Annotated in this window: 19 protein-coding genes; 9 read left to right on the forward strand and 10 right to left on the reverse strand. The window is 63.5% G+C overall.

The window, feature by feature from the left end:
• Nucleotides 1–27 precede the first annotated feature (27 nt).
• Genes GSQ75_RS14510 through GSQ75_RS14525 form a run of 4 tightly spaced genes read left to right on the forward strand, consistent with a single transcriptional unit; the run spans nt 28 to nt 2,723 of the window.
• The gene (locus GSQ75_RS14510; RefSeq protein ID WP_158755565.1) at nt 28–588 is read left to right on the forward strand and encodes an N-acetylmuramoyl-L-alanine amidase; all 561 of its coding nucleotides are present in this window, start codon (nt 28–30) and stop codon (nt 586–588) included.
• 55 nt (nt 589–643) lie between these two features.
• Nucleotides 644–1,510 (forward strand): acyl-CoA thioesterase II, encoded by an 867-nt coding sequence (locus tag GSQ75_RS14515; RefSeq protein WP_158755566.1) that lies wholly within the window; start codon nt 644–646, stop codon nt 1,508–1,510.
• 59 nt (nt 1,511–1,569) lie between these two features.
• On the forward strand, nt 1,570–1,962 hold the full coding sequence (locus GSQ75_RS14520) for a hypothetical protein (RefSeq protein WP_158755567.1): 393 nt from the start codon (nt 1,570–1,572) through the stop codon (nt 1,960–1,962).
• Nucleotides 1,963–2,015: 53 nt separating this feature from the next.
• On the forward strand, nt 2,016–2,723 hold the full coding sequence (locus GSQ75_RS14525; protein WP_158755568.1) for an arginyltransferase: 708 nt from the start codon (nt 2,016–2,018) through the stop codon (nt 2,721–2,723).
• Nucleotides 2,724–2,769: 46 nt separating this feature from the next.
• Here GSQ75_RS14525 and GSQ75_RS14530 read toward each other — a convergent pair whose 3' ends face one another.
• Both GSQ75_RS14530 and purT read right to left on the reverse strand, forming a co-directional pair.
• Nucleotides 2,770–4,293, reverse strand: coding sequence for an FMN-binding glutamate synthase family protein (locus GSQ75_RS14530; protein ID WP_158755569.1), 1,524 nt, complete (start codon nt 4,291–4,293; stop codon nt 2,770–2,772).
• Nucleotides 4,294–4,350: 57 nt separating this feature from the next.
• Nucleotides 4,351–5,532 carry a formate-dependent phosphoribosylglycinamide formyltransferase gene (purT, locus tag GSQ75_RS14535; protein WP_158755570.1) on the reverse strand — a complete coding sequence of 394 codons (1,182 nt, stop codon included), beginning with the start codon at nt 5,530–5,532 and terminating at the stop codon, nt 4,351–4,353.
• A gap of 160 nt (nt 5,533–5,692) precedes the next feature.
• Here purT and GSQ75_RS14540 point away from each other — a divergent pair, with 160 nt between their 5' ends.
• From GSQ75_RS14540 to GSQ75_RS14550, 3 genes are read left to right on the forward strand one after another with little or no spacing between them, the layout of a single operon-like run.
• Nucleotides 5,693–6,559: an SPFH domain-containing protein gene (locus GSQ75_RS14540; protein ID WP_158755571.1), complete on the forward strand. Its 867-nt coding sequence runs from the start codon at nt 5,693–5,695 to the stop codon at nt 6,557–6,559.
• A 7-nt stretch (nt 6,560–6,566) separates the two neighbouring features.
• Nucleotides 6,567–6,758: an Arc family DNA binding domain-containing protein gene (locus GSQ75_RS14545; protein WP_158755572.1), complete on the forward strand. Its 192-nt coding sequence runs from the start codon at nt 6,567–6,569 to the stop codon at nt 6,756–6,758.
• A 21-nt stretch (nt 6,759–6,779) separates the two neighbouring features.
• Nucleotides 6,780–8,120 (forward strand): alpha/beta fold hydrolase, encoded by a 1,341-nt coding sequence (locus GSQ75_RS14550; RefSeq protein WP_158755573.1) that lies wholly within the window; start codon nt 6,780–6,782, stop codon nt 8,118–8,120.
• 4 nt (nt 8,121–8,124) lie between these two features.
• Here the strand turns inward: GSQ75_RS14550 and GSQ75_RS14555 are convergent, their stop codons facing one another.
• Together GSQ75_RS14555 and GSQ75_RS14560 are read right to left on the reverse strand one after the other, a co-directional pair.
• Nucleotides 8,125–8,487, reverse strand: a complete 363-nt coding sequence (locus tag GSQ75_RS14555) for a hypothetical protein (RefSeq protein ID WP_158755574.1) — start codon at nt 8,485–8,487, stop codon at nt 8,125–8,127.
• Nucleotides 8,488–8,538: 51 nt separating this feature from the next.
• Nucleotides 8,539–8,919: a DUF423 domain-containing protein gene (locus tag GSQ75_RS14560; RefSeq protein ID WP_174236737.1), complete on the reverse strand. Its 381-nt coding sequence runs from the start codon at nt 8,917–8,919 to the stop codon at nt 8,539–8,541.
• 79 nt (nt 8,920–8,998) lie between these two features.
• On the opposite strand from GSQ75_RS14560, the gene GSQ75_RS14565 reads away from it, so the two are divergent.
• Together GSQ75_RS14565 and GSQ75_RS14570 are read left to right on the forward strand one after the other, a co-directional pair.
• On the forward strand, nt 8,999–9,616 hold the full coding sequence (locus GSQ75_RS14565) for an SCO family protein (protein WP_158755575.1): 618 nt from the start codon (nt 8,999–9,001) through the stop codon (nt 9,614–9,616).
• Nucleotides 9,613–10,065 (forward strand): copper chaperone PCu(A)C, encoded by a 453-nt coding sequence (locus GSQ75_RS14570; protein WP_158755576.1) that lies wholly within the window; start codon nt 9,613–9,615, stop codon nt 10,063–10,065. Before GSQ75_RS14565 ends, GSQ75_RS14570 begins: the two co-directional genes overlap by 4 nt.
• A 21-nt stretch (nt 10,066–10,086) precedes the next feature.
• Here GSQ75_RS14570 and GSQ75_RS14575 read toward each other — a convergent pair whose 3' ends face one another.
• The 6 genes from GSQ75_RS14575 to GSQ75_RS14600 all read right to left on the reverse strand — a co-directional run bounded on the left by GSQ75_RS14575 (nt 10,087) and on the right by GSQ75_RS14600 (nt 17,191).
• Nucleotides 10,087–10,965, reverse strand: a complete 879-nt coding sequence (locus GSQ75_RS14575; RefSeq protein ID WP_158755577.1) for a cytochrome c oxidase assembly protein — start codon at nt 10,963–10,965, stop codon at nt 10,087–10,089.
• Nucleotides 10,966–11,085: 120 nt separating this feature from the next.
• Nucleotides 11,086–13,002: a Gldg family protein gene (locus GSQ75_RS14580; RefSeq protein ID WP_158755578.1), complete on the reverse strand. Its 1,917-nt coding sequence runs from the start codon at nt 13,000–13,002 to the stop codon at nt 11,086–11,088.
• Between the two features lie 3 nt (nt 13,003–13,005).
• Nucleotides 13,006–13,740 (reverse strand): ABC transporter permease subunit, encoded by a 735-nt coding sequence (locus GSQ75_RS14585; protein ID WP_158755579.1) that lies wholly within the window; start codon nt 13,738–13,740, stop codon nt 13,006–13,008.
• Nucleotides 13,737–14,687, reverse strand: coding sequence for an ABC transporter ATP-binding protein (locus GSQ75_RS14590; RefSeq protein WP_158755580.1), 951 nt, complete (start codon nt 14,685–14,687; stop codon nt 13,737–13,739). The genes GSQ75_RS14585 and GSQ75_RS14590 overlap by 4 nt, the downstream gene beginning before the upstream one ends.
• A gap of 199 nt (nt 14,688–14,886) precedes the next feature.
• The gene (locus tag GSQ75_RS14595; RefSeq protein WP_158755581.1) at nt 14,887–16,278 is read right to left on the reverse strand and encodes a polyketide cyclase; all 1,392 of its coding nucleotides are present in this window, start codon (nt 16,276–16,278) and stop codon (nt 14,887–14,889) included.
• Between the two features lie 271 nt (nt 16,279–16,549).
• Nucleotides 16,550–17,191, reverse strand: a complete 642-nt coding sequence (locus tag GSQ75_RS14600; RefSeq protein ID WP_077518833.1) for a response regulator transcription factor — start codon at nt 17,189–17,191, stop codon at nt 16,550–16,552.
• Nucleotides 17,192–17,198: the final 7 nt, after the last annotated feature.

The raw sequence follows: 17,198 nt of genomic DNA on the forward strand, positions 1-17,198 counted from the left end.
GGCCTTGGCCCGTGCGAAACTTGGCCGATGCCACCGACTATTCACGACCAGCCGCTGCCTTACGTCACCCATCTGCCCGAGCGCCCTGCCAGCGCCGTCGAACTGGTGGTGATCCACTGCACCGAGCTGCCGGACTTGGCCACCGCCCGCGAATACGGCGAGAAAGCGCTGTACGACAACGGCAGCGGCAACAGTGGCCACTACTACATCGACCGCGACGGCGCGGTTTTTCGCTATGTTCCCGGCACCCGCGCAGCGAATCACGTGCGCGGCCACAACCCGAACTCGATCGGCATCGAGCTGGTCAACTTGGGCCGCTATCCGCACTGGTGGGACTCGCGGCATCAACAGATGACCGAGCCGTACACCGCCGCCCAGATCAGCGCGCTGCGCGCCCTGCTGGCCCAGCTGCGCCAGGATTTCCCGAGCCTGCAGCAGATCGCCGGGCACGAGGATCTGGATACCGCGCTGATGCCGGCCAGCGACGACCCTGCGCATGAAATCCATCGCAAGCTCGATCCCGGCCCGCTGTTTCCGTGGACTGAGGTGCTGGAAGGGAGTGGGCTGAAGCGGATCGGTACGCACTAGGCCCCGACCGGCGGCCGGTATAATCACGCCTTCGCCAACGCAACGAGCTTCCCCCATGTCGCCAAACCACGTCACCGAATTGGTCGATCTGCTGCATCTCGAGCGGCTGGAAGACAACCTGTTCCGCGGCCAGAGTCGCGACATCGGAACCCGCTTCGTATTCGGCGGCCAAGTGCTTGGGCAGGCGCTGGCTGCAGCCCAGGAAACGGTGGATCCGCTGCGCGAGGCGCACTCCCTGCACGCCTACTTCCTGCGCGCGGGCGATATCGAGGCGCCGATCGTGTACAGCGTGGAACGCACCCGCGATGGCGGCACATTCTCCTCGCGGCGGGTGGTGGCGATCCAGCACGGCCAGCCGATCCTGAATGGCTCGATCTCGTTCCAGGTCCCCGAGCAAGGCGTCGAACACCAGACCTCGATGCCGGAAGTGCCGGCGCCGGAGGATGTGGAGCCGCTACACCCACTACCGCCGAACGAGCTGGCGCGATTGCCAGTCAAGCTGCAGCGCTGGCTCGGCATCGACGGCCCGTTCGAATTCCGCCAGGTGTGGCCGCGCGACGAGCGCCACCCGGCCAAGCGGCCGCCAATCCAGCACATCTGGTTCAAGCTGACCTCACCGATAAGCGACTCGGCGATCCTGCATCGCGCTCTGCTCGCGTATGCGTCGGACTTCCACCTGATCGGCACTGCCACGCTGCCGCACGGTATTTCCTACCTCACCCACAACGTGCAGATGGCCAGCCTCGACCATGCGCTGTGGTTCCACCGCCCGTTCCGCGTCGACGAATGGCTGCTGTATTCGTTCGACAGCCCGACCGCGCAAGGTGGCCGCGGCCTGGCACGCGGGCAGATCTTCAGCCGTGATGGCCGGCTGGTGGCCTCCACAGCGCAGGAAGGGCTGATCCGCCTGCGCCAGCCCTGATCGCCAAACGAACCGGCGTGCTGCGGATCAAGCCCTGTCAAGCCGGGTAAACTGCGCATATGCGCCAGATCTATACCTCACCCCGCCAAGAAAACATCGATCGTGTGGTCGCCCTGATGGCTGAACACGGCATCGAGGCCTCTGTGTCCAACCGATCCAACTACAACCGCCCGACGTGGCAGCGCTTCAGCTACTCGCAGCGGCAGGACAACCGCGACAGCTGGGCGCAGGTGTGGATCACCAGCGCCGACGACTACACCAAGGCGCGTGCCCTGTTGCGCGAGATCGGCATCGAGCCAATCATCCGCCACGGCGAGGAACTGGCTGCCGCGCGCAATCCCTCTCCGACCGCGCGGCGCGAGCACACGGTGGCCCGCGTGCGCCGCATCGTGCTGCTGCTCGTGCTCGCGGCATTCGCCATGGTGGTACTGCGCTACCTGCACGTCGTCTAGGGCGTTCCAACACCCGATGGTGCCGGGCCGCCCGGCAGGCATAGAATCGGGGCATGCGCCGCTCCGACCAAGTCCGCCTGTTCCAGACGCTGCCCCATGCGTGCGGCTACTACGCCGAGCGCACGGCGCAGAACCTGGTGATCGATCCGGCTGCGCCACAGCTCGACCAGTTGTACGGGCCTGCGCTGGAACGGGGCTTCCGCCGCGCCGGTGGCCATCTGTATTTCCCGCACTGCCCGCAGTGCCGCGCGTGCACGCCATGCCGCATCGACGTGGCGAACTTCGAACCGGACCGCGCGCAGCGCCGCTGCCTGAAACGCAATGCCGACCTCGTCGTCAGCGAATCGATCCCCGGCTACAACCTCGAACGCCACGGCTTGTACGAACGCTACCTGCAGAGCCGCCATGCCGGCGGCGGCATGGATGATGCCGAAGCCAGCGACTTCCGCCGATTCCTCACCGCACCGTGGAGCCCCACGCTGTTCATGGAACTGCACCAGGATGGTCGCCTGCTTGCGGTGGCGGTCACCGACATCTGCATCAACGGCATTTCAGCCGTCTATACGTTCTTCGATCCCGACGAAAGCGCGCGCAGCCTCGGCACCTACGCCATCCTGCAGCAGGTCGAACTCGCCCATCGTCGCGGCGTGCCATGGCTGTATCTCGGCTTCTGGATCGATGGCCATCCGAAGATGGATTACAAGCGGCGCTTCAGGCCGCTGCAAATACGCACGATGGATGGCTGGGTAGCGATGTCGTAGCCCGGGTTGCCATGCCCTGCATCTGGCGCATGGCTTTGGGCTCTTATCAGTTTGCTGTAACCGTCACCTTGGCCACCGAAGGATACGGAAACAACTTTTCCAGCGGAATCGACAAGCCGTCATCGCCGACCACACGACAATGCCCGCGATTGAGTTCGCGCGGTTCGCTGACGCCACAGCTGTGCGCAATGATGCCGACCTCCTTCATCACGTTCATGGCGTAGTGGTAGACGCGCTCGCTCTTGTCCATCACCACCAGCCCGCGCTGCAGCTTCGGGTTCTGCGTGGTGATGCCGGTGGGGCAGGTGTTGCGGTTGCACTGCAGTGACTGGATGCAGCCAAGCGCCAACATGAAGCCGCGCGCCGAATTGACGAAGTCCGCGCCGATCGACAGTGCCCATGCCACGTCGTAGGCGGTGATGCACTTGCCCGAGCAGACCACCTTGATGCGTTCGCGCAGACCCTTGACGATCAGCATGTCGAGCAGGGCCGGCAGCGCTTCGTGCAGCGGCAGACCGACACCTTCCATCAGTGTCTGCGGCGCCGCGCCGGTGCCGCCTTCGGAACCGTCGACGATGATGAAATCCGGCGCGCTCTCGATGCCGCGCCGATGGATTTCGTCGCACAATTCGCCGATCCATTCCACGCCACCGAGTACCGCCTTGAAACCCACCGGCTTGCCGGTGAGCTCGCGGATGTGGGTGATGCTGTCCATCAATTGCGACACGTTGCCGATGTCGAGGTGGCGATTCGGGCTCTGCGAATCTTCGCCCACCGGGATGCCACGGATCGCGGCGATCTCGGCGGTCACCTTGGCACCGGGCAGCAGGCCGCCCATGCCCGGCTTGGCGCCTTGCCCCAGCTTGATGCTGACCATCTTCACCTGCTTGTGCGCGCAGATCGCCAGCAGCTTGCCGTCATCGAGCTTGCCGTCAGGCGTACGCACGCCGTACTTGGCGGTGCCGATCTCGAAGATGATGTCGCAGCCGCCTTCGAGGTGATACGGCGCCAGGCCGCCCTCACCGGTATCCATCCAGATGCCGGCCTTGGCCGCACCGCGCGACAGCGCGCGCACCGCCGGCGCCGACAGCGCGCCGAAACTCATCGCCGAAATGTTGAAGAACGGCGCGTGGCTGTATGGCTCGCGCGCATATGGGCCGATCGTAACCGGTACCGGCTTGACGTGGTCTACGCCGAGATCCGGAAACGGTGCATTGACGAAGAACGGCACGCCTTCGCCGCGCAAATCACGGCTGGAGCCGAACGCGTTGGTGTTGTCGACGTCCTTGGCTGCTCGGTACACCCAGGTGCGCTGCGCGCGATTGAACGGCATCTCCTCGCGGTCGCTGGAGTACAGATACTGGCGGAAGAATTCGCCCAGATGCAGGAACCAGTAACGGAAGTGGCCAATCACCGGGAAGTTGCGCAGCACCGCGTTGCCGGTCTGGTTGCGATCCACCACCCAGGTCACCAGCACCACCATCACCGCCAGTGCCAGCAGCAGCAGCGCGAACGCCGTGCAGAGTTCAACTACCACGACCAGCCAGTGCGCGAATCCGCTCGATTCCATATTTGTTCTCCTCTCGATCAGCTGCCGTATTCATCAAGCCTAGCGCATCGCCTACATTCACAACTCGATGCGCAAATGCCCCGCCGCGCGTACCGCCTTGCCCACTGCCGCTTCCAGCGACTCGGCGCGTGCCAGCGTCACCGCCATGCGCCGACGACCACTAACGGTCGGCTTGCCAAAGATGCGCAGCTGCGTATCCGGCTCGGCCAGCGCCTCGGCCACGCCGTGGTAGCGCGGCGCGGCACCGTCGCCCTTGACCAACACCGCACACGAGGCTGACGGCCCATATTGGTGGATCACCGGAATCGGCAGGCCGAGGATCGCGCGCGCATGCAGCGCGAACTCGGAGAGCTCCTGCGAGATCAGCGTGACCAGGCCGGTATCGTGCGGGCGCGGGCTGACCTCGGAGAAGATCACCGCGTCGCCCTTGACGAAAAACTCCACGCCGAACACGCCCCAGCCACCCAGCGCCCCGGTCACTGCGGCAGCCTGTCGCTGTGCTTCGGCCAGCGCAACTTCACTCATCGGCTGCGGCTGCCACGACTCGCGGTAATCGCCATCTTCCTGGCGGTGACCGATCGGTGCGCAGAAGCTGACGCCACCGGTGTGCCGCACCGTCAGCATGGTGATCTCATAATCGAAATCCACGAAGCCTTCGACGATCACCCGCCCCTTGCCGGCACGACCGCCAGACTGTGCATAGTCCCACGCGTGCTGAAGTTCGTCGGCGCTGCGCACCACGCTCTGGCCCTTGCCGGACGAACTCATCACCGGCTTGATCACGAACGGGTAGCCGATCGCGGCAACCGCCTCGCGATACTGTGCTTCGTCATCGCAGAAACGGTACAGCGAGGTCGGCAGCTTCAGTTCCTCCGCGGCCAGCCGGCGGATGCCTTCGCGATCCATCGTCAGCCACGCCGCACGGGCCGTCGGAATAACCCGTTGGCCTTCCTTCTCCAGTTCGATCAGGGTCGGCGTATGGATCGCCTCGATCTCCGGCACCACCAGATCGGGCTTTTCCAGCTCGATCAACGCACGTAATGCCTTGCCGTCGAGCATGTCGATCACATGGCTGCGGTGGGCAATCTGCATCGCCGGCGCATTGGCGTAGCGATCCACCGCGATCACCTCGACCGCATAGCGTTGCAGTTCGATCGCGACTTCCTTGCCCAGTTCGCCGGCACCGAGCAACAGGACGCGCAGGGCATGATCGGAATGGGGCGTACCAAACGGCTTCATCGGGTTCTCCGGGGCGGGCAAAGCGGCATTGTATGCGGCCGTGAGGCCGATCAGACCGCCCGATCCGGGTTCCACGCCACTTCGGCATACGGCAATAGAACGGCACTTGTATTTGATATCTATTTGATATCTAATTTTCAAATCTCAGGGAGATAACACCATGAACGAACACAATGGCTTTTCCGTCGCAGGCATCCCCGTCATCGGTCTATGCATCGTGCTGGCCGGCATCGGTATCGCAATGCTGTTCACAGCCGATTCGGCGGCACCGGGAGCGCATGTGGTTGGCGCCGTCGCTTCGCTGTTCATCGAGGCCTTCATGCTCAAGGGCTTCTTCCAGGTCGCTCCGAACGAAGGCCAGGTGCTGCAGCTGTTCGGCAAGTACGCAGGTACCGTGCGTGATGCCGGCCTGCGCTGGACCAATCCGTTCTATACCAAGCAACGCCTGTCGCTGCGCGTGCGCAACTTCGAGAGCAGCAAGCTGAAGGTCAACGACAGCGACGGCAACCCGATCGAGATCGCCGCCGTGGTGGTATGGCAGGTGGTGGATACCGCCGAGGCGGTGTTCTGCGTGGACGACTACGAGAACTACGTGCACATCCAGAGCGAATCCGCACTACGCCAGATGGCGCAGAGCTATCCGTACGACTCGCACGACGACAGCATCCCGTCGCTGCGCAGCCACGGCGACGTGATCAACACGCATCTGCGCGACGAAATCCAGACCCGTCTCGGCAAGGCCGGTGTGCAGGTGGTCGAGGCGCGCATCAGCCATCTCGCCTACGCCCAGGAAATCGCCCAGGCGATGCTGCAGCGGCAACAGGCCGGCGCCATCATCGCGGCGCGCACGAAGATCGTCGAAGGCGCCGTCAGCATGGTCGAAATGGCGCTCGACCAGCTCAGCAAGCGCGGCGTGGTGCAACTCGACGAAGAACGCAAGGCAGCCATGGTCAGCAACCTGCTGGTAGTGCTGTGTGGCGAGCGCGGCAGCCAGCCGGTTCTGAATACCGGCACGCTGTACAACTGAAGGCATCATGGCCGTCGAGAAAAAAGCCTACCCGTTGCGGATCAGTGCCGTCGTGCTCGAAGCGATGCAGCGCTGGTCCGACGACGATCTGCGCAGCGTCAACGCACAGATCGAATACGTGCTGCGCGAGGCACTGCGCAAGGCGGGTCGGCTGAAGCCGGGCAAGTCCACTGCGGTGGTCGACGACGAGCCCGAATGACCATTAAAAGTGAGGATCAACATGCTCAGCCGCACTCTCTTCAGCATAGCCATCGCACTGGGTGCCACCGCCGCCCAGGCCGATACCGCGCAGCAACAGCTCTGCCGCGCACACTCAAATGACATTCTTCAAGCGCTGCAGAAGCACGACTATGCCGCCACTACTGCACACCTCGATGCACGAATGCGGACTGCCTTGGATCCAAACAAGCTGCGTCAGACGTGGGAGCAGATGCTGCCGCAAAAATTCGGTGCCTACGATCACGCTACGGAAACCCGGGTGCAGTCCAACGGGACAGCCACCGTGGCCGAAACACCGCTGCATTTCGCCAATGGCTGGCTATCGATGCGAGTGAGCTGCGATGCCACTGGCGAGGTCAGTGGCTTGTTCTTCGCGCGGGGACAAGCGCCATCTGACAGCACGACACAGGCGGCCATGGATACCACTGCAGCTAACGAGCATTCGATGGAGATAACTTCGCCGCTGGGCCCATTGCCAGGCACGTTGACGCTGCCTTCCGGCAAGGGCCCCTTCCCCGCCGTGTTGCTGGTGGCGGGATCAGGTCCGAACGATCGCGATGAGACCATCGGCCCCAATAAACCCTTCCGCGATCTCGCCCAAGGGCTGGCCGCCGCAGGCATCGCCTCGCTGCGCTACGACAAGCGCACGCATACCTATGGCGCGCAGATTGCGGGCAAGCCCATCACGGTCGATGAAGAAGTCACCGATGATGCGGTGACGGCGCTTCAGCTGCTTGGGCAACAGTCGCAGATCGATCCACATAGGTTGTTCGTACTCGGCCACAGTCTCGGTGGGCTGATGGCGCCACGTATTGCGCAACGCCAGACCCGGCTTGCCGGCGTCATCCTGCTTGCAGCTCCCGTGAACTTCGGGATGGATACGATCCTGCGCCAGAGCCGTTATATCGGCCGGTTGAAGGGGATCCCGGCCCAGGAGCTGGACACGAAGCTGGCGCCGATCGTTGCTGCCCGCGACACGCTCGCCCATGCCGACCCCGCGCATCCGCCGACTGGTATGCTGCTGGGCGCACCCATGAATTACTGGTTGAGCTTGCGTGCATATGATCCGGTTACCGTTGCGAAGACACTGCATGCACCCATGCTGATCCTGCAGGGTGACAGCGACTACCAAGTCACCCCAAGCGACGATTACGCGCACTGGAAGGTCGCCTTTGCCCACGATCCGCGCGTGCAGATGCACGACTACCCCGGGCTAAGTCATCTGTTCATGCCTGCCGGCACGCCACCGGGACCCGCCGACTACGAAAGACCTGGTCATGTGGATGCCAAGGTGCTGCGCGATATCAGCACATGGGTTATCGAGCAGCCGGCAGCGCCATGATGCCTCAAGGAACGTTGGCGGCAACCCGCTGCAGCTGCGGCAGCCTCAGCTCTTTTCGGGTGCCGTCATCATCGATCACAAACAGGCGGCCATCGCGTTGCGCCAGCGCGGCGACATCACCCACCACCTTGGCATCGAGTCGTTGCAGCGGTCGTCCATTGACCGCGTCGTAGACGGTCAGCTGATTGGCCTGGTCGTCGGCGACCAGCAGCCAGTCATGGCTGGTGTCATGCCAGCGCACCAGTGAACCGGACACCAGTGGCGGGCGCACCAGGCCCAAACCGCCCAGCACGATCACGAGCAAACCCGCCAGCATGCCCGCGGTGACCAGCCATGGATGAGTGCGGAGGATCGAGGCGGTATTCACACCCGCATGCTGACGCCGCGGCGTGACAGGCGAATGACGAGCTTGCCGGCATCAATCCACGCGTGCGCGGAGCGACAGACCCAGTGCGATCCAGCCACCGATGAAGGCCAGGCCACCGAACGGGGTGATCACGCCGGTCCAGCGGGGTGCGCCCAACGCCAGCGCGTACAGGCTGCCGCTGAACAGCACGATGCCGAGCACGAAGGACACCGTCGCAAAGCGGCCGCTGCGACCGCGGCCAAGCCCGACCGCGACCACCAGGGCCAGCGCATGCCAGACATGGTAATTCACCGCCGTGTGCCACAACTCGCTGCTGCGTGCGTCAAGCACATCGCGCAAGGCATGCGCGCCGAAGGCACCCAGCAGCACAGCACTGGCCCCGGCTGCACCGACCAGCAGGCTGACACGGGTACTGACAGGTTGTCGCAGCATGAGTGAATTCTCCGGCGGCCAAACCCCGTACTGCAGCCGCTGTCGTATGCTTGATCGGTTGAAGACCTCGGATTCTCGCATGAAGCTCCGCTATCTACCGCGCATCACCTTGCTGCTCCTGCTACTTGCTATCGGCCTGCTGCTGGACGGCTGCCAGCGCAGCGAACCGCTGCCGCTGCGACTGACCAATGTCAGCGGCCACATGCCGGATCTCGATTTCAGGCTTACTGATGATCGCGGCAACGCGGTCACCGGCGCCGACTATCGCGGCAAGGTGGTGGTGCTGTATTTCGGCTACACCCATTGCCCGGACGTCTGCCCGCTGACCATGGCCCACCTGCATGTGGTGATGCAGCGGCTGGGGCCGCTGGCTGATGGTGCGCGCATTTTGTTCGTCAGCGTCGATCCGACCCGCGACACCCCGCAGGTGATGCATGCCTACGTCAATGCGTTCGACCCGCGCGCCGTCGGCCTTACCGGCTCAGCGCACGCGATCGAAGCGCTGACCAAGCGCTACCGCACGGCGTTCACCCGTGAACCCGGTGCGGCCGATGGCAACTACGAAGTCAGCCACGGCTCGGCGATCTATATATTCGACCGCAACGGCCATGCACGCGTGCTGGCCACGCCATCGGCCTCGCAGGACGATATCGTGCATGACCTGCACCTGCTGCTCAGCACCGGAGCCACGCCATGAAGTCACCCACGTTGTCATGCCTGCTCGCCGGCCTGCTCGCAGCCGGCGGCGCCCACGCGAGTGCCGCCGACCATGTGCATGCCAGCCACGCCTGGATCCGCATCCTGCCTGGCGACCTGCCTGCTGGCGCTTATGTGACATTGCAGAATGAAGGTGATCAAGCCGTCGCGCTGAATGGCGCACACAGCACCATATACGCCGAGGTCATGCTGCATCAGAGCTCAAACGAAGGCGGCACCAGCCGCATGAGCGCGGTCGACTCGCTGGCGGTGCCAGCCCATGGCACCGCGATGCTGGCACCGGCGGGGTACCACCTGATGCTGATGAAGGCGAGCAAGCCGGTGAAGCCTGGCGACACGGTCAGGCTGCAGCTCAGCTTCACCGATGGCAGCACGCTGGCCACCGATTTCCTCGCCCGCCCGGCCAACGCCGTCGATGACACTCACTGACCGGCATTCCATCGCTTCGTTTCACTCTGCGGACGAGGCCGCCGCTGCCGATTTGCGCACCGTCGGTTGACGCAATGGGCGGCGCGGCAGACGTCCATTGCGCGACAGCCGCAGCCATTGGCGCAGCGCCATCAGGCCGCCGATCGACTCGATCAGAGCCGCCGGCACCCAGGTGATCACGCCGCCGATCAACTGACCGGTCAGCACGTTGAAAGTGAACGCACGGCCGCAGATCTCGAAGATCGGATAAAGATCGGCCTTGGAAAACGTCACGATGGCGCCGGCGAGGATCTGCGGCGTCATGGTGACCGCGGGCGACAGCACACGCAGGCCAGCCGTCATCCGCCCCGGCGGATGCGGCCGGTGATCGAGCACCAGCGACCAGTACGCGAACCCGCTGATCAGCATCGTCCAGTTCATGAAGCGATAGATCCGCCAGTCCAGCATCGCCAGCGTCTGCAGTGACGGAATCAGCCAGATCAGCACGAACGTGACGAACAACAGCGTCGCCACCACCGGGTTCAGGATCACTCCGCTGATCAGCCGCCACGGCCACGATCGCTGCAGCGGCCGCAGCATGCGCAGCCGCCATGCCAGCGGCAAACCCGCACGCAGCACGCTGGCAGGATAGGAGGTGACGATCAGCAACGGCGCCAGATGATGCAGCAGCAACTGCTGGATCCGGTGCATGAAGAACTCATGCTCAGCGTAGTAATCCAGATAGGTCTGCAGCGACAGGTAGATGATCGCCATGCCAATCCAGAACACCAGCTTGCGACTGAAGCTCACTGACAGGCGCCGGCTGCCGCGCACGTACAGCACGCAGGTCGACAGGAAGATCGCGAGGAACACCCACGAAAACTCCCACGGCACCATCCATTTCAACAACGTTGCCATCACGTCAGTACACCAGTGACCCGACTCGACCCGAATTCCGTCTGCGACCGCCCAGCATAGTGCCGTACACGCAGCATGCCTTGCGGCAGATTGCCGCTCACCGGCCCCGCATGAAGTTCGCGATCATCTGCGCTGGCGGCTGTGACGGCTGCGGCGCCAACCGTAAAGCAGCCCGATCAGCACCACCAGTATCGGCACCAGCACGATGTTGAGGACTTTCACGCGCAACCCGAGTGCGTCGATCTCGGCGTTGAGCTGGTGCTGCACGTCGCGCAACTCCTTGTTGATCGCGAGCTGGCGCTGACGGAACTGTTCGATCTCCTGGCGCTGCTCGGCAGTGGCGGTGCTGCCAGCGCTGCCCTTGGCTGGTTGCAACTCGTCCAGGCGGCGCCGGGTCTCGGCCAGCTCCTGCTCCAGCTCCTGCTCTTTCTGCAGGAATTTCTGATCGGCGACGTTGCGCAGTGCCTGCACCCGCGTGAAGGGATGCTGCGAGGTAGAACGGCCACGGATCGACAGCAGCGCCGAAGAGCCGCTGAGGTTGTCGACCAGATTGGTGACGAAATCCCCGTTGTTGGCGAATACCTGCATCATCGTCTGACCGAGCAGGGTCTGCGGCTCCACCCACAGCCGGTCGCTGAGCAGGTCGGTATCGGCCACCAGGAGCACCTCGGCATTCGGCGCGGAATGGGCCAGGTGCCCCGGCTGCCTGGCACGCTCCGGAAACGCGCTGCCGAACGTGCCGCGCAGGCGCGCCGCCAGCACATAGTGCGCGTTGTCCGGCCGGTAGCCCTGCAGCAGCGTGGTTGGATCGTTGCTCGCATCCAGCACCCGCTGGGTCGGCACCACTTCCGCATCGGCGCTGCTCTGCAGCAAGGGGACCAGTCGCGTATGCGCGTCCGGCGCAAGGTCAAAGTAGCCGATGGTGGATACATTGATGCGCTGCAGGCTGGCGGTGATGGCCTCGTTGCGGTTCAGCTCCTGCGCACCCAGGGCGAGCATCGCCGGATGGTTGAAACTGCTGCCAGCCAGCTCGATCGGCAATGCAAGTGTGCGGTCCAGCACCACCTTGTGCGGGTCATAGAGCACCCCCCAAGCCGCAAACAACCGCGGCAAGTCCGAACTGTGATCGGGGAACGTGGCACTGTCAGCGGCGAACGGAGTCGTGTCGAGCTCCGCATCAGGATCGACGAAGACCGCCAGATGGCCACCACGCAACACGTATTGGTCGATCGCATATTGCGCATCGAGTGACAGCTGCTTGGGGTGGATCAGCAGCAATACCTTGGTGCTGTCGTCGACATGCTGCAGCGTCGACGCATCCAGCATTTTCACGTCGAATAGCTGGTCGAGCTGTTGGAGCACCGTCCATGCTGGCTGGCCAAGCGCCGGATTGCCCGCGACCGGCAGCGAGCTGATCACGCCGATTGACGGCTTGTTGACCTGGTTCAGTTCGTACAGCAACTTAGCGATGTCGTATTCGAGAAACGCCTCCCGCGCCGGATCGAAGAACGGGATCGCCAGCGTCCTGTCCGGCACACGATCTTCGGTGGAGTCCCCGTCGGCACCTCCGGCCATGGCGCTGCCAACCAGGCCAAAGAACACCCGCTCACCGTTGCTGCCGCCATTGGCCGCGGTCAAGCCGCCACCTTCGGCGCTGGCCTCATCGTCGGAATATGGCACCGGATCGATCACCTGCAGCCGGATGCGACCATGCGAGCGCGCGACTATTTCCTGCAACATCTCGTTCACGCGCTGCTCGTAGCTGCGCAGCTGGGGCAGATCGCGGGTGGCGTGATCGGAGAAATACAGCGTAAGTCGCAACGGCCGCTGCAGCGTATCGACGATGTGCAGCGTGCCCGGGGTCAGCGTGTAGAGCTGATCGGTCGTGAGATCGATGCGCGTTGCGTGCAGCCAGCGGCTGCTGACCACGATCAGTGGCACGAAGATCACTACCAGCAGCACCAGCGAGGCATACAACATGGTGCGCCGGGTGAAGCGCAATGATTGGGAAAACAGGCGTAACAGCTGCTGACGGATCATGGCTCAGCGTGTCCGCTTCAGATCAAGCAGCAGCACGCCAGCGGTCAGCCAACCGATCATGCTGAGCAGGAAATACAGCAGGTCACGTACATCGAGTACCCCACGGGCGATCGCCGTGAAATGCCGGAGCATGGACAGGTGCGCCACGCCATTGATCAGCCTGCGCGGCAGCGTGCCCTGGAAGAAGTCCAGCACCTGCGGCTGCCCGGCCAGCAGCAGCAGCACGCACACCACCGCCGTGAGGATGAACGCCACCACCTGGCTGCTGGTCAACGCCGACAGGCAGGCGCCGATTGCAATGAAGCTGCCGGCCATCAGCCAGCTGCCAAGATAGCCAGCCAGGATCACGCCGTTATCCGGTGATCCCAGGTAGTTGACGGTGATCCAGATCGGAAACGTCAGCACCAGCGCCAGCCCGATGAACAGCCATGCTGCCAGGAACTTGCCCAGCATCGCCTGCCATAGGGTCAACGGCAGCGTCAGCAAGAGTTCAAGTGTGCCGCCCTTGGCTTCCTCCGCCCACATGCGCATGGTGATCGCCGGCACCAGGATCAGGTATAGCCAGGGGTGCATCACGAAGAACGGTTGCAGGTCGGCTTGCCCACGCTCGTAGAAATCGCCCGCATAGAACGTGAGGATGCCAGCCAGCACCAGGAAAATCACCAGGAATACATACGCCACCGGCGTCACGAAATAACTGCGCAACTCGCGCCGCATCACGGCGTTGACCGGACTCATGCCCGCCCCCCCGTCAAAGCACCGGTACCGCCGTTAGTCGTGATCTGACGGAATACCTCGTCGAGACGGCCACGCTCCAGCTGGATCTCCGATACCTCCAGACCCTGCTCACGCAGCAGCGTTTCAACCGGCTCCAGGATCCGTTCACCCGGCTTCGGAAACACCGTGATGCGACCATCCAGCGGATCGACCTCGATCGCCGCCACCTGCGGCAGGCGCCCCAGCATTTCCTGCGACATGCCGCTGCCCGGCGCGCTGAACGACACCGCGCCGTGGTAACGCGAACGCTGCTCCAGTTCGGCCGGCGTGGCATCCGCCATCAACTTGCCACGGGCGATGATCACCACCCGGTTGCACAGTGCGTGCACTTCTTCCAGCAAGTGGGTGGATATCAGGATCGTGCGCTCGCGCGCCATCATGTCGATCAGCTGGCGCACGGCGTGCTTCTGGTTCGGGTCGAGGCCGTCGGTCGGCTCGTCCAGCATCAGCACCGGCGGGTCGTGCAGGATCGCCTGGGCCAGCCCCACGCGCCGGCGCAGGCCTTTCGACAAAGTCTCGATGCACAGTTCCAGCACTTCCTCCAGCTGCAGCCGATGGATCACCTCGTCGAAGCGTCGATAGCCGGCATCCGCGTTGAATCCACGCATGCGGACGATGAACTGCAGAAACTCGCGCACGGTCATCTCGCCATAACTCGGCGCGCCCTCTGGCAAGTAACCAAGGGCACGTTTCGCCTTCAGCGGCTCGCGCACGACGTCGTACCCACAGACGCGTGCCGTGCCCGAGGTAGGCACAAGGAAACCGGCGATCATGCGCATCGCGGTGGACTTGCCGGCACCGTTGGGGCCCAGCAGGCCAAGCACCTGGCCCGGTTCGACGCGGATACTCAGCGCATCCACCGCAGTCAGGTTGCCATAGCATCGGGTGAGCTGGTCGGTTTCGATCATATCCGGTGGAAAGTTGTGGCGAAACGCGCCGTCAATTGCCGGCAAACGTGGCTGCAGCGTCGCAGGTCGTCCAGCAATGTACCGCAAGACACTCTGGAAGTTCGGCAGCAGTTGGTGTGTCCGTGGACTGTCTGCCGCCGATAAAGAAAAGGCCCTTCCGCTATGGAAGGGCCTTTCGATTCTGCAACCAATCTACAACTTACTGGGCGGCGCTGGCGGCCGCGGCCGGTGCTGCTGCCGTGCTGGCCGGAGCCGGGGCTGTGCCGGCTGGAGCTGGAGCCGTGCCGGAAGCCGCCGGTGCACCGGTATCGGGTGATGGCGGCTGGATTCCCGCCTCCTGCTCCGGCGTCTGCGTCGGCGCATTGGTGATCGGCAGATAGACTTCGTACTTGGCGTAGCTGGTGATGTTGCCGCCAGCGTCCTTCACTTCCGGCTTGGCCAGGATGTCGTAAGGCCGGTTGACCACGTCATCGAACGTGTAGCCGTGGGTCTGCGCATAGGCCTTCAGCTCGTCGCGCGTCTGCGGTACGCCAGCGAAGGTACCGTTCCATACACCCTTGAGTGCCGCACCACCAAACGCCAGCGTGGCGCGTACATCACTATCCACCACCACACGGCCGAAGCGATCGCGGCTACCCGGCGTCAAGGCTGCGGCACTGGCAGCATCAGCCGCCGTGCTGGCTTCCGCCGGCGCCCCGGACGCATCCAGCGCAGGCGGCGTCGGCGCGGTGAGCTGCTCGCTCTGCCCATTGACGGTCAGTGTGCTCGAGTCGATCGGTAGCGCCACGTCAAAGCTGTAGGTCTGGTCGCCGTAGTTGGTGGTGAACAGGATGCGCGGACCGGTCACGTTCACGCCAAGCTTCTTGGCGGCCGCCTGGATCTGGCTGATGGCCTTGTTGGTAGCGTCATCCAGACCGTCCAGACCGTCCTTGCGTGCCATCGAGGTGGATACCAGCAGCACAGGCGTCTGCTGGGTCTGCACGATGTACGGAATCAGCGTGCTGTAGTCGATATTCGGCACGCCAGCCAGCACATCTTGCAGCTTGTTCATGCTGAACTGAATGAATGCGTCGGGATCGCCATGGATGTACATGCTGGAAAACCGGTTGATCAAGTTCCAACCGTAGGCCACGTCATACGACCAGGTCACCTGGGTCAGCTGTCCACGGCTGCCCTGACGCTCCAGGTCCAGCGTGAAGTGCTTGTCCATGCCACGCCAGCCGTTGTCCAGATTCCAGACAATGCTGGCCTTCTTTGTGTTGCTGTCGATCTTGTCGAAATCCGGATCGGCGCTGGCGACGGTCAGGCCGCCATCACCGACCTTGGGATCGGTGCTGCTCCAGCTGACTTCGGCGCCCGGGCCATAACCCTTGCCGGAAAACGTGAACTGCATTTTCGGATCATACGAGCGCAGCACGACGTAGTCCGGCAGCCGGTGGAAGTTGTCGAGCATGTCGTAGACCTGGCGCAAGTCCTTGCCGATCACCAGCTGGCGTTCCACATGACCGCTGCCGGGCATGACCACGGCCGCCAAGACACCGATCACCGCAACGATGACCAGGGCAACAAGAAATTCAAGGACACGCATCATTCCAGAGTTCTCCGAGCGTCTCTACGCCATACCTAAAGTGTCGCCCCAAGCGCCACACGCGCCTGCCCGAAGAGTCGTTCCGAGGGCCGTGGCAGGGGGTCGGCAAATGCCGAAGCTATGGATGTTACTTGCTCGCGGGCTGGAACGCTATCCGCGATTGCCCGTGCTTCTGGAAGGCCAAAAAACGGGTTACAACAGGTATCGAACACCATATGGCGCCATCACGCAACGCAACAAAAATGGCGCCCTGCCGCAGCGCGTGCGGCGCACCTCAGACGATCCCCATCTCCAGCGCCTTCAGCACGGCACGGGTACGGTCGCGTACGCCCAGCTTGGAAAGAATGTTGGAAACGTGATTTTTCACCGTCCCCTCGGCCACCTTGAGCGAATTGGCGATTTCCTTGTTGCTGTAGCCGCCGGACAGCAGCCGCAGGATCTCGGTCTCGCGCTCGGTCAGCGGATCGGGCTGCTCCAGGCTGGTGAAATGATTCTGCATCCGCGACACCCCCGCCATCAGGCGCTGGGTGACCATCGGCGCCACCAGCGAGCCGCCTGCGGCCACCGTGCGCACGGCTTCCACCAGCTGCTCCAGCGAGACGTCTTTCAGCAGGTAACCGCGCGCACCGGCCTTGAGGCCCTGCAGCACCAGCTGGTCGTCATCGAACGTGGTGAGGATGATGGTCGGCGGCAGCTCGTTGCGCGCCGACAGCGCCTGCAGCACTTCCAGCCCGCTCATGTTCGGCATGCGCAGGTCCAGCAGCACCACATCGGGCTTGATCCGTGGAATGTCCTGCACCGCCTGCGCGCCATCGGCACATTCAGCTATCACGCGGATATCTTCGGCCAGATCCAGCAGCGAACGAACGCCCTGGCGCACCAGATTCTGGTCGTCGACGAGACAAACGGAGATCATCGCGAAT

The sequence above is a fragment of the Dyella sp. S184 genome (genome assembly GCF_009766065.1).
In the GTDB taxonomy this organism is placed as follows: Bacteria; Pseudomonadota; Gammaproteobacteria; order Xanthomonadales; family Rhodanobacteraceae; genus Rhodanobacter.

Excerpts from the sequence above, each read along its gene's own strand:
- GSQ75_RS14510 (WP_158755565.1), top strand. The coding sequence starts at position 28 with ATGCCACCGACTATTCACGACCAGCCGCTGCCTTACGTCACCCATCTG.
- GSQ75_RS14515 (WP_158755566.1), top strand. The coding sequence starts at position 644 with ATGTCGCCAAACCACGTCACCGAATTGGTCGATCTGCTGCATCTCGAG.
- GSQ75_RS14520 (WP_158755567.1), top strand. The coding sequence starts at position 1,570 with ATGCGCCAGATCTATACCTCACCCCGCCAAGAAAACATCGATCGTGTG.
- GSQ75_RS14525 (WP_158755568.1), top strand. The coding sequence starts at position 2,016 with ATGCGCCGCTCCGACCAAGTCCGCCTGTTCCAGACGCTGCCCCATGCG.
- GSQ75_RS14530 (WP_158755569.1), bottom strand. The coding sequence starts at position 4,293 with ATGGAATCGAGCGGATTCGCGCACTGGCTGGTCGTGGTAGTTGAACTC.
- purT (WP_158755570.1), bottom strand. The coding sequence starts at position 5,532 with ATGAAGCCGTTTGGTACGCCCCATTCCGATCATGCCCTGCGCGTCCTG.
- GSQ75_RS14540 (WP_158755571.1), top strand. The coding sequence starts at position 5,693 with ATGAACGAACACAATGGCTTTTCCGTCGCAGGCATCCCCGTCATCGGT.
- GSQ75_RS14545 (WP_158755572.1), top strand. The coding sequence starts at position 6,567 with ATGGCCGTCGAGAAAAAAGCCTACCCGTTGCGGATCAGTGCCGTCGTG.
- GSQ75_RS14550 (WP_158755573.1), top strand. The coding sequence starts at position 6,780 with ATGCTCAGCCGCACTCTCTTCAGCATAGCCATCGCACTGGGTGCCACC.
- GSQ75_RS14560 (WP_174236737.1), bottom strand. The coding sequence starts at position 8,919 with ATGCTGCGACAACCTGTCAGTACCCGTGTCAGCCTGCTGGTCGGTGCA.
- GSQ75_RS14565 (WP_158755575.1), top strand. The coding sequence starts at position 8,999 with ATGAAGCTCCGCTATCTACCGCGCATCACCTTGCTGCTCCTGCTACTT.
- GSQ75_RS14570 (WP_158755576.1), top strand. The coding sequence starts at position 9,613 with ATGAAGTCACCCACGTTGTCATGCCTGCTCGCCGGCCTGCTCGCAGCC.
- GSQ75_RS14580 (WP_158755578.1), bottom strand. The coding sequence starts at position 13,002 with ATGATCCGTCAGCAGCTGTTACGCCTGTTTTCCCAATCATTGCGCTTC.
- GSQ75_RS14585 (WP_158755579.1), bottom strand. The coding sequence starts at position 13,740 with ATGAGTCCGGTCAACGCCGTGATGCGGCGCGAGTTGCGCAGTTATTTC.
- GSQ75_RS14590 (WP_158755580.1), bottom strand. The coding sequence starts at position 14,687 with ATGATCGAAACCGACCAGCTCACCCGATGCTATGGCAACCTGACTGCG.
- GSQ75_RS14595 (WP_158755581.1), bottom strand. The coding sequence starts at position 16,278 with ATGATGCGTGTCCTTGAATTTCTTGTTGCCCTGGTCATCGTTGCGGTG.
- GSQ75_RS14600 (WP_077518833.1), bottom strand. The coding sequence starts at position 17,191 with ATGATCTCCGTTTGTCTCGTCGACGACCAGAATCTGGTGCGCCAGGGC.